At 66.3% G+C, this 14,226-nt stretch carries 10 protein-coding genes and 1 pseudogene; 5 read left to right on the top strand and 6 right to left on the bottom strand.

Annotated elements, in window-relative coordinates; translation table 11 throughout:
- Window positions 1–177: 177 nt before the first annotated feature.
- Window positions 178–1,398 (bottom strand): radical SAM family heme chaperone HemW, encoded by a 1,221-nt coding sequence (gene hemW, locus IAG39_RS15600; RefSeq protein ID WP_118932481.1) that lies wholly within the window; start codon window positions 1,396–1,398, stop codon window positions 178–180.
- A 37-nt stretch (window positions 1,399–1,435) separates the two neighbouring features.
- On the bottom strand, window positions 1,436–2,059 hold the full coding sequence (rdgB, locus tag IAG39_RS15595) for an RdgB/HAM1 family non-canonical purine NTP pyrophosphatase (protein ID WP_059375803.1): 624 nt from the start codon (window positions 2,057–2,059) through the stop codon (window positions 1,436–1,438).
- Window positions 2,060–2,265: 206 nt separating this feature from the next.
- On the opposite strand from rdgB, the gene IAG39_RS15590 reads away from it, so the two are divergent.
- Window positions 2,266–4,119, top strand: coding sequence for an EAL domain-containing protein (locus tag IAG39_RS15590; RefSeq protein ID WP_251879977.1), 1,854 nt, complete (start codon window positions 2,266–2,268; stop codon window positions 4,117–4,119).
- Window positions 4,120–4,317: 198 nt separating this feature from the next.
- On the opposite strand, the pseudogene IAG39_RS15585 reads toward IAG39_RS15590, so the two are convergent.
- Window positions 4,318–5,703 (bottom strand): annotated as a pseudogene (locus IAG39_RS15585) (methyl-accepting chemotaxis protein); the annotation flags it as partial.
- Between the two features lie 212 nt (window positions 5,704–5,915).
- Here IAG39_RS15585 and IAG39_RS15580 point away from each other — a divergent pair.
- Together IAG39_RS15580 and IAG39_RS15575 are read left to right on the top strand one after the other, a co-directional pair.
- On the top strand, window positions 5,916–7,076 hold the full coding sequence (locus tag IAG39_RS15580) for an acyl-CoA dehydrogenase family protein (RefSeq protein WP_059375802.1): 1,161 nt from the start codon (window positions 5,916–5,918) through the stop codon (window positions 7,074–7,076).
- A gap of 16 nt (window positions 7,077–7,092) precedes the next feature.
- Complete coding sequence (locus IAG39_RS15575; RefSeq protein WP_118932033.1) at window positions 7,093–8,469, top strand: MmgE/PrpD family protein; 1,377 nt, start codon at window positions 7,093–7,095, stop codon at window positions 8,467–8,469.
- Window positions 8,470–8,534: 65 nt separating this feature from the next.
- Here IAG39_RS15575 and rph read toward each other — a convergent pair whose 3' ends face one another.
- Entirely contained in the window at window positions 8,535–9,269 is a 735-nt protein-coding gene (gene rph / locus IAG39_RS15570) for a ribonuclease PH (protein ID WP_118932034.1), read from the bottom strand.
- Window positions 9,270–9,449: 180 nt separating this feature from the next.
- Here rph and IAG39_RS15565 point away from each other — a divergent pair, with 180 nt between their 5' ends.
- The gene (locus IAG39_RS15565; RefSeq protein WP_118932089.1) at window positions 9,450–10,382 is read left to right on the top strand and encodes a YicC/YloC family endoribonuclease; all 933 of its coding nucleotides are present in this window, start codon (window positions 9,450–9,452) and stop codon (window positions 10,380–10,382) included.
- Window positions 10,383–10,406: 24 nt separating this feature from the next.
- Window positions 10,407–10,769: an addiction module antidote protein gene (locus tag IAG39_RS15560; RefSeq protein ID WP_316253668.1), complete on the top strand. Its 363-nt coding sequence runs from the start codon at window positions 10,407–10,409 to the stop codon at window positions 10,767–10,769.
- A gap of 78 nt (window positions 10,770–10,847) precedes the next feature.
- Here the strand turns inward: IAG39_RS15560 and IAG39_RS15555 are convergent, their stop codons facing one another.
- Together IAG39_RS15555 and IAG39_RS15550 are read right to left on the bottom strand one after the other, a co-directional pair.
- Window positions 10,848–12,362 (bottom strand): amino acid permease, encoded by a 1,515-nt coding sequence (locus IAG39_RS15555; RefSeq protein ID WP_133304578.1) that lies wholly within the window; start codon window positions 12,360–12,362, stop codon window positions 10,848–10,850.
- 182 nt (window positions 12,363–12,544) lie between these two features.
- Entirely contained in the window at window positions 12,545–14,044 is a 1,500-nt protein-coding gene (locus tag IAG39_RS15550) for an AMP nucleosidase (RefSeq protein ID WP_370127645.1), read from the bottom strand.
- Window positions 14,045–14,226: the final 182 nt, after the last annotated feature.

Here is a 14,226-nt window from a genome sequence, read left to right as displayed (position 1 = left end):
CCATTAGATAAAAAGGTCGAGGGCTTTGCCCGTCGACTGGCATAAAAGAGGGAAGCAATAAGCGTGCCAGGTTTCCTCTCCGGGATTCCCCGGGGAAGTTGGCTCGATCATGGGAAAATGTAGCACCATCATGGTGCAAATAGTGGGGCATGAATGCCCCACTATGGTGCAACAACACTACAGGAACATTTCCTGCAGGTCGTTGAGGAATCTCCAGCCCAATGGCGTCGCCCGCAGACGGGTCGGATCGGCGTCCAACAGCCCGCGCTTGGAGGCCGCCTCCAATTGGTGCGCAATGGCGGCCAGCGACAGGCCGGTGCGCTCATTGAAGGCAGTGGCGGCGACGCCATCCTTCAATCGCAGCGCGTTCAGCATGAACTCGAACGGCAATTCGTCCGGGCCGACCTGGCGGCTTTCGGCGATGTGGCTGCCATCCCGAGCCATGGCGGCCTGCATCCAGGAGTCGGGGCCGCGCAGCCGCGCTTCGCGCAGGATGCGGTCATGGAACGACAGCTTGCCGTGCGCGCCGGGACCCAAGCCGAGGTAATCGCCGAACTCCCAGTAATTCAGGTTGTGGCGGCAGCGCGCGCCGGGCTTGGCATAGGCCGAGACCTCGTAGCGCGCCAGGCCGGCCGCGGCCAGCTCGGCTTCCACCGCGTCCTGCATGGCGGCGCTGGTGTCGTCGTCGGGCAGATCCTCGGGCGGGAACTTGGCGAAGACGGTGTTGGGTTCCATCGTCAGGTGATAGAGCGACAGGTGCTCGGTGCCGAAGGCCACGGCCTGCCGCAGATCGGCCACACAGGCGTCCAGCGTCTGGCCGGGCAAGGCGAACATCATGTCCAGGTTGACGCGCGAAACTGCCCGCTGCGCCATCTCGATCGCCGCCCTCGCCTGCGCGCTGTCATGGATGCGGCCCAGCTTCTTCAGCTGCGCATCGTCAAAGCTCTGGATCCCCAGCGAGAACCGCGTCACGCCGCTGGCGGCATAGTCGCGGAAACGCCCGGCCTCGGCCGTGCCGGGATTGGCTTCCATGGTGATCTCGGCGTCGGGCCACAAGTTCAGACAGGCGCGCAGCATCGCCAGCAGTTCGTCCAGACCTTCAGACGACAGCAGGCTGGGCGTGCCCCCGCCTATGAAGACCGATACCACCTGCCGCCCCCAGATCGAAGGCAGCGCCTGCTCGAGGTCGCTGCGCAGGGCATCCAGATAGGCGCGCTCCGGGATCTCGCCCGGCGCCGCATGGGAATTGAAGTCGCAATAAGGGCATTTGCGCACGCACCAGGGCACGTGCACGTAGACAGACAGCGGCGGCAGGCTGGTCAGCGTGGCGCCGGCCGGCAGTTTCAGGCGCGACGGTTGCGCGCCCATGTCGTTGCGGATGGGAATGATGATGGACATGCGTAATTCCTGAACCGGGCGCCGCGCGGCGCCCTCGTCAAGCCTGGTTCAGCTTGCTCAACAGTTCGCGCAGCGCGCGGGCGCGATGGCTCAGCCGGTTCTTTTCCTCGGGATCCAGCGCCGCGGCAGTCAAGGCCTGGTCGGGCAGGTAGAAATGCGGATCGTAGCCAAAGCCGTTGGCGCCTTCGGGCTGGTCGATGATCTCGCCGTGCCACAGGCCTTCGCCTATCAGGGGCCGCGGATCGTTCTCGGAACGCACCAGCGCCAGCACCGCCACGTACCAGGCGCTGCGGTCGGCCACGCCGGCCAGATTGCGCACCAGCAGTTCGTTATTGGCCTGATCGGATTTTTCGCCGCCGAGCATCTTGGCGTAGCGCGCCGAATACACCCCAGGCGCGCCATCCAGCGCCGCCACGCACAGGCCGGAATCGTCGGCCAGGGCCGGCAGCCCGGTCAGGCGGCTGGCATGGCGCGCCTTGGCCAGCGCGTTCTCGACGAACGTCACGTGCGGTTCTTCGGCTTCGGGTACGCCCAGTTCGCCCTGGGGCACGAGTTCCATGCCCAGGGGCGCGAACAGCGCGGAAAACTCGCGCAACTTGCCGGGGTTGTTGGAGGCCAGCACCACGCGGCGCAGGGAATCGGGAATCTTGGGAGCAGTCATGGAGCAAATTGTATAGGGCGCGGGCCCCCTGCGCCGCCTGCGGGCGTCATGCCCGTGCCAGTCGAATGGATATACCTTGCGCCGGGGTTGACAGTGATACTGACCCTAATTGAATATGGCGCGCCTGCCGTCGGCGAAACAACGCGGACATATTTTGTTGTCAACATGATCAAACTTGTCACTGATAGTATCTGAACGCACCGGCGATGGACCCCATTCACGCTTTGCCCCGGCCGGTAGCGGCCCGCGCGCCCTCAGCCTCCCTGGACGGCGCGTCAGCGCACGTGAGCCTGGCTGGCATCCTGCGGGAACGGCTGCTGCGCCCGCGCTTCCAACCCGTGGTCGATCTTTCGCACAGCCGCATCTACGGCCATGAAAGCCTGATCCGCGGCCCGGTCGACACCGCCCTGCACTTTCCCGACGCCTTATTCGCCGAGGCCCGCCGCCAGGGCCTGCATCCGCAGCTGGAGCTGGCCAGCTTCCGCGCGGGCGCGCAGGGCTTTCACCAGCACGACGCCGCCGGAATGCTGTTCCTGAACCTGTCCGGTTCGGCGCTGCTGCACTACTGGACTCTCTGGGGCGAGGAAATGCCCGAGCGCCTGCTCAAGAATTGCTCGCTCGCGCCTTCCAGCATCATCGTCGAACTCACCGAGCAGGATCCGCTGTCCGAACACATGGGCGAGCTGTCCAGCGCATTTGCCTGCCTGCGGGCGCATGGCATGCGTGTCGCGCTGGACGACTATGGGGTGGGCAACTCCAATCTGCAGCTCTGGGCCGAGATGCAGCCGGACCTGGTCAAGATCGACCGCTATTTCTTCGCCGGCATCGGCCAGGACGAACGCAAGCAGAACATGGTGCGCGCCATCCTGAAGGTGGCGCAACATCTGGGCACCACCATCGTCGCCGAAGGCATCGAGACAGCCGAGGACCTGGCCGTGGTGCGCGAGCTGGACATCCGCTACGCGCAAGGCTGGCTGCTGGGCCGGCCGGAAGAAATGCTGCTGACCGAGTTGGCGCCGCCGCTGCGCGATTCGCTGCGCCTGCGCCCGCCCGCCACGGCGCCGGCGCGCGGCGTCGGCGGCACGGCGGCCAGCCTGCGCGTCGAAGCGCCGGCGGTGCGGCTGACCGGACACACCAATGACGACGTGCACCGGCTCTTCATCGAACACAAGGAAATGCACGCGGTGGCGGTGATCGACGACGATAACCGCCCCGTCGGCATCATCAACCGGCGCGACTTTTCGGAACATTACGCACAGCGCTATACCCGCGAGCTGTTTGGACGCGACGCCTGCTCCACCTTCATGAACGCCGAACCGGTGCTGGTCGATCTGGACGTGTCCATCGACCAGTTGAGCCACGTGCTGATCTCCGAAGACCAGCGCTACTTGATGGACGGCCTGATCATTACCCGCGAGGGCCGCTACGACGGCCTGGCCACCGGCGAAACGCTGGTGCGGTCAGTCACCGAAATGCGCATCGAGGCGGCACGCTACGCCAATCCGCTGACGTCCCTGCCCGGCAACATCCCTATCAGCCGGCACATCGCCACCCTTCTTGAAGACGGCGACGATTTCACCATCTGCTATGGCGACCTGAACAATTTCAAGCCCTTCAACGACGTCTACGGCTATTGGCGCGGCGACGACATGATCATGCTGACCGCCGAAGTCATCAAGCGCCACTGCGATCCGCAGCGCGACTTCGTCGGCCATGTGGGCGGCGACGACTTCGTGGTGCTGCTGCGCAGCCCCGACTGGATGGCGCGCGCCCAGCGCATCATCGCGGAGTTCAACGACCGCGCCATGGACCTGTACGACGAAGCAGGCCGCCGCAACGGCGGGATCGAAGCCGAGGACCGCTACGGCGTGCCACGCTTCTTTCCCTTCGTGACGCTGGGCGTGGGAGCCCTCACCGTCACGCCATCGTTATGCGAGCGCATCCGCCCTGAGGACATCGCGTCGGCCGCGGCTCACGTCAAGCACAAGGTCAAGCACGGGAACCTGTCGCTGGTGGCCGAGCGCTACACCGGCGGCATCCTGCCGCAGCTGGACAGCTGAATCCTGTCCGGCCGCGCCGTCGGCCGGCGGGGCGATCTGGAACACCGCCACCGCCCGACGCAAACCTTGCGCCTGGGCTTCCAGCGCCGCGGCCGCGGCCGCGGTCTGCTCCACCATGGCGGCGTTCTCCTGCGTCGACCGTTCGATATCCGCCACCGCATGGTTCACCGAGGCAATGCCCGCCGCCTGCTCGGCCGTCGCGCTGGAGATCTCGGCCACGATCTGCGTGACCCGGTCCACCGATTGCACCATGTCGCGCATGGTGTCGCCGGCCAGGCTGACCTGACGCACGCCGGCTTGCACGCGCGCCGCGGAATCCTCGATCAGCCCCTTGATTTCCTTGGCGGCCTGCGCGCTGCGCTGGGCGAGCGAACGCACCTCGCCCGCCACCACGGCAAAGCCCTTGCCCTGCTCTCCCGCGCGCGCCGCTTCCACCGCGGCATTGAGCGCCAGGATGTTGGTCTGGAAAGCGATGCTGTCGACCACGCCCACGATCTCGCCGATGCGGCGGGCGCTCTCGGCGATGCCTTGCATGCTCTGCACCACCTCTTCCACCGCCGCGCCGCCACGTTGCGCCAGTTGGGTCGCGCCCAGCGCCTGGCGGCTGGCCAGGTCGGCGTTGCCGGCGGTCAGTTGCACCGTATGCGCCAACTGCATCATGTTGGCCGAGGCTTCCTGCAGCGAGCCGGCCTGGCGCGCGGTGCGGTCCGACATGTCCGCCCCACCCGCGGCGATCTCGCCCGAACCGGTATGGATTTCCTCGACGCCGTGGCGCACCGAAGCCACGGCCGCCGACAGGCCCTTCTGCATGCGCCGCATGGCGCTGTACAGGACGCCGATCTCGTTGTCGCCGCGCATGGCGATCGCGCCCGTGAGATCGCCGTCGGCGATGCGGTCGAAATGCGCGCCGGCTTCGTTCAGCGGCCGCAGGATGCTGCGGCGGAACGCCAGCCGGATCAGCACTGCCAGCAACAGCACCAGCGCCAGCACCCCGGCCGCCACGCCGATTACCCGCTGCAGCGTGAGGCTGGCGCTGGCCACCGCCGCCTGGCCCTGATCGCGGGCGTAGGTCTGGTAGGCGTCAGCCTGCTTGACGTAGGCGGCGCCGCTGGCGGGCAGCACCTTGTCCACCAGGCGGTTCACCTCGATGCCGTTCCAGCCCTTGATCGCCGCATGCATGGGCGCCAGCGTCTTGTCCGCGAAGGCGGCGTAGGCCGCCAGTACCGCATCGAACAACGGCGCGCCCTCGGCGCTGATGTCGGGATTGGCGCGCAAGCGTCCCAGGCTGTCCGCGGCCTGCTTGAAGAGCGCCTCGGCGTGCGCCAGCGACTCGTTGCGCGCCTCTTCCAGCCCGCCTTCCATCGCCGTCTTGGCATCCGTGAGCGCGGCCCGCGCCTGGAACAGCCGGCTGGTCATGTCGGCCAGATCGCCGGCCCGTTCGATGCTGCCCCGGCCCAGCGCTTCGATATCCGTCCGGTTTTCCCGCAGCACCGAGATTCCCGCCGCTGCCGCCAGCGCGAACAGCACTACGAACAACGCAAGAATGGCCGACAACGCCGTCGTGACCCTGATGTTTTTCCGCATATCCGTCCATACAAAACCTGCCGCCAGCGGCGGCGTTCGCATGGATTATGGACACCCAGTTTGGCAATTTCTTGACACAACCCGGGCACGGGGATGACAAACTCCCGTCATGAAACCGAACCCCGTATTAAGCAATTGTGAATTGGCAGGGGCGGCCGCTTACGGCACATTCAACGCTGTACCGATCCATCACCCATATAGAAAACAGCATCATGCCCAACGCCTCCCACGCCTATCAGGACATCCGCGAAGCCGTGCGCGACCTCTGCGCCCAGTTCCCCTCCGAATATTTCCGCAAGGTCGATGAAGAACGCGGCTATCCCGAAGCCTTCGTCCGCGCGCTGACCGAAGCGGGCTGGCTGGCCGCGCTGATTCCGCAGGAATACGGCGGCTCCGGCCTGGGCCTGACCGAAGCGTCGGTCATCATGGAAGAAATCAACCGCAGCGGCGGCAACTCCGGCGCCTGCCACGGCCAGATGTACAACATGGGCACGCTGCTGCGCCACGGCTCCGAGGCCCAGAAGCGCGAGTACCTGCCGCGCATCGCCGCCGGCGAACTGCGCCTGCAGTCCATGGGCGTGACCGAACCCACCACCGGCACCGACACCACCAAGATCAAGACCACCGCGGTCAAGCGCGGCGACCGCTACGTCATCAACGGCCAGAAGGTCTGGATCTCGCGCGTGCAGCACTCGGACCTGATGATCCTGCTGGCGCGCACCACGCCGCTGGACCAGGTCACGCGCAAGTCCGAAGGCATGTCCATCTTCCTGGTGGACCTGCATCACGCGGTGAAGCATGGCATGTCGATCCGCCCGATCCCCAACATGGTCAACCACGAGACCAACGAGCTGTTCTTCGACAATCTGGAAATCCCCGAAGAGAACCTGATCGGCGAGGAAGGCAAGGGTTTCAAGTACATCCTGGACGGCCTGAACGCCGAACGCACCCTGATCGCCGCCGAATGCATCGGCGACGGCTACTGGTTCGTGGACAAGGTCACCGCCTACGCCAAGGAGCGCATGGTGTTCGGCCGCCCCATCGGCCAGAACCAGGGCGTGCAGTTCCCCATCGCCCGCGCCCACATCAACGTCGAAGCCGCCAGCCTGATGCGCTACGAGGCCTGCCGCCTGTTCGACGCCCACGAGCCCTGCGGCGCCCAGGCCAACATGGCCAAGCTGCTGGCCGCCGACGCATCCTGGGAAGCCGCCAATGCCTGCCTGCAATTCCACGGCGGCTTTGGCTTCGCCACGGAATACGATGTAGAGCGCAAGTTCCGCGAAACCCGCCTGTATCAGGTCGCGCCGATCTCGACCAACCTGATCCTGTCCTACGTGGCCGAACACATCCTGGGCCTGCCCCGCTCCTTCTGACCGGATCCCGACATCCATGACCGCTGCCAAAGACACCCCGCACCTGAGCGCCGAACTCGCGGCCTTTGCCGCCAATCTGCGCTATGAAGACATTCCAGCCCCGGTGCTGCGCCGCGCCGAGGATCTGCTGCTGGACTGCCTGGCCTCCATTCTGGCGGGCGCTTCGGCCCGCGCGGTGCAGGCCATTGACCGCTATGCCGCCGCCATGGGTCCGGCCGACGGCCCCAGCGAAGTCCTGATCACGCGCCGCCGCACCACGCCGCTGTTCGCCGCCATGGTCAACGCGGCGGCCGCCCACGTGGTCGAGCAGGACGACGTGCATAACGGTTCCGTGTTCCACCCCGCCGCCGTGGTTTTCCCGCCGGCGCTGGCGGTGGCCCAGGCGCTGGGCCGCTCGGGCCGCGACCTGCTGGTCGCCTCCGTTGCGGGCTACGAAGTGGGCATACGCGTCGGTGAATTCCTGGGCCGTTCGCACTACAAGATCTTCCACACCACTGGCACCGCCGGCACGCTGGCCGCGGCCGTCACCACCGGCCGCCTGCTGAACCTGTCGCCCGAGGAAATGCTGCACGCGCTGGGCTCGGCCGGCACGCAGGCCGCGGGCCTCTGGGAGTTCCTGCGCGACGCCGCCGACTCCAAGCAATTGCACACCGCCAAGGCCGCGGCCGACGGCATCACCGCCGCCTATCTGGCGCGCGAAGGTTTCACCGGCGCGCGCCACATCCTGGAAGGCCCTCAGGGCATGGCGGCCGGCATGTCCACCGACGCCGATCCCAGCCGCTTGTGCGACCGCCTGGGCGAGCGCTGGGCGCTGGCCGAGACCTCGTTCAAGTTCCACGCGTCCTGCCGCCACACCCACCCGGCGGCCGACGCGCTGCAGCAAGCGCTGCACGACAACAATCTGACCGAGGCCGACATCGAGCGCGTCGTGGCCCACGTGCACCAGGGCGCCATCGACGTGCTGGGCCCGGTAGTCAATCCGCAGACGGTGCACCAGTCCAAGTTCTCGATGGGCACCGTGCTGGCCCTGATCGCCCGCCAAGGCCGCGCCGGCCTGGCCGAGTTCGACGCCGGCCTGGACGATCCGGGCGTGGCCACGTTCCGCGGCAAGGTCGAAATGGAGCTGGATCCCGAGGTCGATGGCGCCTACCCGCAGCGCTGGATCGGCAAGGTCACGGTCTACACGCGCGACGGCCGCAAGCTGCATGGCCGCGTGGACGAACCCAAGGGCGATCCGGGCAACACCCTGAGCCGGGCGGAAATCGAGGACAAGACGCTAAGCCTGGGCCGCTACGCGGACGCCGCCACGGAGCAAGAGCTGCGCGGGCTGATCGCGGCGATCTGGAATCTGGAAAAGGCGGAAAAAATGGAGACGCTGCTGGCGCCGAAATAATGCCTGCAGGCGGGGCTGCGGGTTGGCCGCGGAGTGCGCGTCCAACCCGTTTTGTTTGGCGCCGATCAGGCCAGCGCCGCGCGCTGCGCCCGCACCAGGCCGGCGATGCCGCTTTCGGCCAACACCAGCATCGTGTCCAGTTCCGCGCGGGTGAAGGTGGCGCCCTCGCCCGTACCCTGCACTTCCACGAATGCGCCGCTGCCGGTCATGATCACGTTCACGTCGGCGTCGCAGGCCGAGTCTTCCTCGTAATCCAGGTCCAGCACCGCGCGGCCCTGCACCAGGCCGACGGACACCGCCGCGACCGCATCGCGGATCGGGTTCGCCGCCAGGTCGCCGCGCTGCATCAGCAACGCGACGGCGTCGGCCGCCGCCACCCAGGCACCGGTAATGCTGGCGCAGCGCGTGCCGCCGTCGGCCTGCAGCACGTCGCAATCCAGGTGCAGGGTGCGCTCGCCCAGCGCCTTCATGTCGAACACGGCCCGCAGGCTGCGGCCAATCAGGCGCTGGATTTCCTGCGTGCGGCCGCTCTGCTTGCCGCGCGCGGCCTCGCGGTCGCCGCGCGTGTGGGTGGCGCGCGGCAACATGCCGTATTCAGCCGTTACCCAGCCTTCCCCCTTGCCCTTCAGAAAAGGCGGTACTTTCTCAAGTACGCTGGCCGTGCACAGCACATGGGTGTTGCCGGCCTTCACCAGCACCGAACCTTCGGCGTAGCGCGTGAACCCGCGCTCCAGACTGAACGGCCGCAATTCGTCGACGGCGCGGCCCGAGGGACGGGCGATGGCGGGGGTAATGGTCACAGGCAGACTCCAGACGTGGCTTAGATCCGCCGCATTGTACGGGGTGGCGCCGCAGGAAAACGCCGCTTGGAGTATCCTGCCGCGATATAACCGGTACAAATGGAATGGCCCGCGCCGAAAACCGGCTGGCGCGCAGGCCCGCCGGTTCCCAATAAAAAGCATTACCAGGACACGCACATCATGATTCGCAGCATGACCGCTTTCGGCAACGCCCGCGCAGATCTCGAGCAAGGCACGCTTGCGCTCGAATTCCGCAGCGTCAACAGCCGCTTCCTCGACCTCTACTTCCGCCTGCCCGACGAACTGCGCCACGTGGAAACGCCGCTGCGCGAACTGCTGACCACCAACCTGGCGCGCGGCAAGGTCGAAATCCGCGTCTCCTACACGCGCAACGCCAACACCGACCTGTCCAAGCTGGAACCGGCCTGGCTCGAAAGCCTGGCCGAACAGCTGCAAGCCGCGCGCCGCATCCTCCCCGACATCGCCGCCCCGCGCCTGGTGGAACTGTTCAACTGGCCCGGCCAGCGCGCCAACGACGCGCTCGACCCGCAAGTCTGGGGCGCGGCCTGCATGCAGGCCGCCCAGCAGGCTCTGACCCAACTGCAGGAAGGCCGCGAACGCGAAGGCGAACGCCTGGCCGGCATGATGCGCGAATGCGCCGACGGCGTGGCGCGCATCGTCGAACTGGTGCAGGCGCACCTGCCCCAGCTGCTGGCCGACCACCGCGACAAGCTCGCTTCCAAGCTGCGCGAAAGCGTGGAATCCGCCTTCCCCGGCGGCTTCACCCACATTTCCGGCGCGGAACTGTCGGAACGCCTGTCCCAGGAAGCCAACCTGTTCGCGCTGCGCATCGACGTGGCCGAAGAACTGTCGCGCCTGCGCTCGCACCTGGAAGAACTGCGCCACCTGCTGGGCGACGGCGGCGGCAAACCCGCCTCTGGCAAGAAGAATGCAGGCAGCGCAGGCAAGCGCCTGGACTTTCTGTTCCAGGAAATGAACCGCGAAGCCAACACCCTGGGATCCAAGGCCGGCAGCATGGAAGTCACCCGCGCCGCCATGGACCTGAAGCTGCTGATCGAGCAGATGCGGGAACAGGCGCAGAACATCGAATAGCGGGATGTGCGGCGGCGCCTCTGAGTGGGCGCCAGATCCTGGCGCAAGAAAAAGCAGCCCTTACCTGCTGGATGGATGATCCAGTGCGTAAGGGCTGCTTTTCGTCTGGTTTTCGAATTGAAAGAGGCCGGACAACCGTCCACATCTGCCGTGCTGTACTTTGAAGCTTGCCTCGCGGAAGACCCAGGTGACGGCAGTCTGATCCGTGCGGCTCTGGGCGACATCGCCCGGGCACGCGGCATGAGCCAGCTTGCCCGCGAGACGGGTCTGTCCCGTGAAGGGCTGTATCAGGCCCTATCGGCCAAAGGAAACCCGGAGTTCAGCACCATCATGAAAGTGATCCGCGCCTTGGGACTCAAACTGCATGCGGAGATTGAACACGCTTGAGAGACTTGCGCAGGCCGCGTCTTTGAGCGCGGCCAGCAACGGGGCAGCGCCACGACGGCCTGCCCATCACCCGCGCGCCTATCCCCTCGCCTCACCCGCCGCAGGTTCCCCCCGCAACGCTGAATCCAGATAAGCGCTACGCGCCCGCGCATCCGGGAAATGCATGTCGCGGTAGTTCACGAAACGCGAGCCGCGCGCCAGCCGGTAGCCGGCCCAGATCAGCAGGAACAGCGGAATCCCGATGTAGGTGGCGACCACGCCGCCCCAATCGATCTTGTCCTGCAGGAACGCCTGGTAGTTCTGCCCCAGGGTGATGATCAGGCACAGCACGAAAGCGAAGATCGGCCCGAACGGGAAGAACGGCGACACATAGGGCAGATCGGCCAGGTTGTGGCCCTGCTTCACGTAGCCGCGGCGAAAGCGGTAGTGGCTGATGGCGATGCCCAGCCAGGCGATAAAGCCGGTCATTCCGGAAGTGTTCAGCAGCCAGATGTAGACGGCGTTGGGGCTGAAAATAAAGGTAAAGAAGCACAGCGCCGCCACCACCGTGGTCGCCAGCAGCGCCCACAGCGGCACGCCGCTGCGCGAAATGCGGCCGAAGATGCGCGGCGCCTTGCCTTCGCGGGCCAGGCTGTAAAGCATGCGCGTGGCCGCGTACATGCCGGAGTTGCCCGCGGACAATACCGACGTCAGCACCACCGCATTCATGACCGAAGCCGCCCCCAGAAGACCAGCCCGCTCGAAGATCAGGGCGAAGGGACTGACGCTGATGTCCTCGACCTCGTTGCGCAGCAGGTGCGGATCGGTATAGGGAATCAAAAGGCCGATGACCAGGATGGCCGCCACGTAGAACAGCAGGATGCGCCAGAACACCTGGCGCACCGCGCGCGGCAGGTTGCGCGCCGGGTCCTTGGATTCGCCAGCGGCGATACCGATCAGCTCGGTACCCTGGAACGAAAAGCCCACCACCATGGCCACGCCGATCAGCGCGGCGAAGCCGCCCGAGAACGGCGCATCGCCCACCGTCCAGTTGGCCAGGCCGCCGGTTTCTCCGCCGCGGATGATGCCCAGCAGCATCATCACGCCCATGGCCACGAAAGCCAGCACCGCGATCACCTTGATCAGGGCGAACCAGAACTCCGCCTCGCCGAAGCCGCGCGCCGACATGGCGTTCAGGCCGAAGGTGATCGCCAGGAACAAGGCGCTCCAATAGAAGCCTGGCACGTCGGGAAACCAATAGGCCATGACCAGCTGCGCCGCCACCAGGTCCACCGCCACGGTCACGGCCCAGTTGTACCAATAGTTCCAGCCCAGGGCGAAGCCGAAGCCGTCCTCGACGTAACGCGCGCCGTAGGTGGAAAAGGAGCCTGAAACCGGCATGGCGGCGGCCAGTTCGCCCAGGCTGGTCATCAGGAAATAGACCATGATGCCGATGAGCACGTAGCCCAGCAGCGCCCCGCCGGGGCCGGCTTTTGCAATGGTCGCGCCGGAAGCCACGAACAGACCGGTGCCGATGGACCCGCCCACCGCAATCATGGTCAGGTGGCGCGCGGACAGCGTGCGACGCAGTTCCGAAGGCGGGTTCGCCTTCACCTCGCGCGTGCCGCCCGAGCGACGTTCATCGTGTTCCGATGGTGCCAAAATGCATTTCCTTCAGGTCATGAAGGCACCCGCGCGCAGCGCCAGGTGCCTGGGAATTTCCAAGCAACCGGCGAGAATAGCGCAAGAGGCCCCATCCGGTGAAATCGGGCGGCCTCGGGGACGGATCGACGAACCTATTGAAACGCTGTTTCCATGAAGGTGCGCAGCTTGCGCGAATGCAGGCGTTCCGGCGGCATGTCGCGCAACCGCTCCAGGGCGCGGATGCCGATTTCCAGATGCTGATTTACCTGGCGGCGGTAGAAGGCGCTGGCCATGCCGGGCAGCTTCAGCTCACCGTGCAGCGGCTTGTCCGACACGCATAGCAAGGTGCCGTATGGCACGCGGAAACGGAAGCCGTTGGCCGCGATGGTGGCGGACTCCATGTCCAGCGCGATCGCGCGGGACTGCGCAAAGCGCTCCACCAATTCCAGATGATCGCGCAGTTCCCAGTTGCGGTTGTCGATGGTGGCCACCGTGCCCGTGCGCATGATGCGCTTGAGGTCCCAACCCGACAGCCCCGCCACCTCTTCGACCGCCTGCTCCAGCGCCACCTGCACCTCGGCCAGCGCCGGAACCGGCACCCAGGTCGGCAGGTCGGCGTCCAGCACGTGGTCCTCGCGCACATAGCCGTGCGCCAGCACGTAGTCGCCCAGGCGCTGCGAATCGCGCAGGCCGGCGCAGTGGCCCAGCATCAGCCAGGCGTGCGGGCGCAGCACGGCGATGTGGTCGGTAATGGTCTTGGCGTTGGACGGTCCCACGCCGATGTTCACCAGCGTGATGCCGGAATGGTCGCCGCGCACCAGGTGATAGGCCGGCATCTGCGGCAGGCGGACCGCCTGGTCCTCGTCGCCCGGACCGCTTTCGCCGCGGCGCGTAATGCGGTTGCCTGGCTCCACCAGCATTTCGTAGTCTTCGTTGCCGCTGGCCATGAGCGCGCGGGCGCGGGCGCAGAACTCGTCGACGTAGAACTGGTAGTTGGTGAACAGCACGAAATTCTGGAAATGCGCCGGCGCGGTCGAGGTGTAGTGCTGCAGCCGGTGCAGCGAATAGTCCACGCGCTGGGCCGTGAACGGCGCCAGCGGCTTGGGTTCGCCCTCCTTGCCGCGCCAGGAACCGTTGACGATGGCGTCGTCCGTCACCGCCAGGTCGGGCACGTCGAACAGGTCGCGCAAGGGGCGCTTGAGCGCCTCCAGGTGCTCGCCCTCGACGTAGGCGCCTTCCGGGAAGGCGAAATGCAGCGGAATGGGCGAATCGGACTCGCCGACTTCGACCGCCACGCGGTGGTTCTGCAGCAGCTGGCTGACCTGCTCTATCAGGTAGTCGCGAAACAGCGCGGGCTGGGTGATGGTGGTCTGGTAAATGCCCGGCTCGGCGACGTGGCCGTAGGACAGCCGGGTATCGATCGGGTCATAGGTTTCCACCACGATGCGGATGGCCGGGTAGTAGGCGCGGGCGCGCTCGCGGCCGTTGGTCGAGCCTTTCAGCACTTCACGGAAGGCGGCGCGCAGGAATGCGGTATTGCGCGCATAGATTTCGATCAGGCGCTCCACTGCCGCCACCGCATCCTGGAACGGCTCGAAAGGCAAGGCTTCCGGCCGGCTCATGGAAGACAAAGGGTGCACTGCGTTCATCATCGAGCTTTACTCCGCTTCTCATCTTATCTGTAACCGCGGCCGCTGCCGGCTTGCCGGGCCGCAGGGCCGATTGCGACGATTATGCCCGAGCCCGCGCAAGATGAAGTGTCATATTCGACGGCCCGGGGAGCTGCGCTCGCCGTAACTTCCGCCGACAAGAATGCTGCATTGCACTACAAATG

The sequence above is a fragment of the Achromobacter xylosoxidans genome (assembly GCF_014490035.1).
GTDB lineage: Bacteria > Pseudomonadota > Gammaproteobacteria > Burkholderiales > Burkholderiaceae_B > Achromobacter > Achromobacter bronchisepticus_A.
Note: the sequence above shows the minus strand (reverse complement) of the source record. Positions and strands in the feature narration are given on the sequence as shown.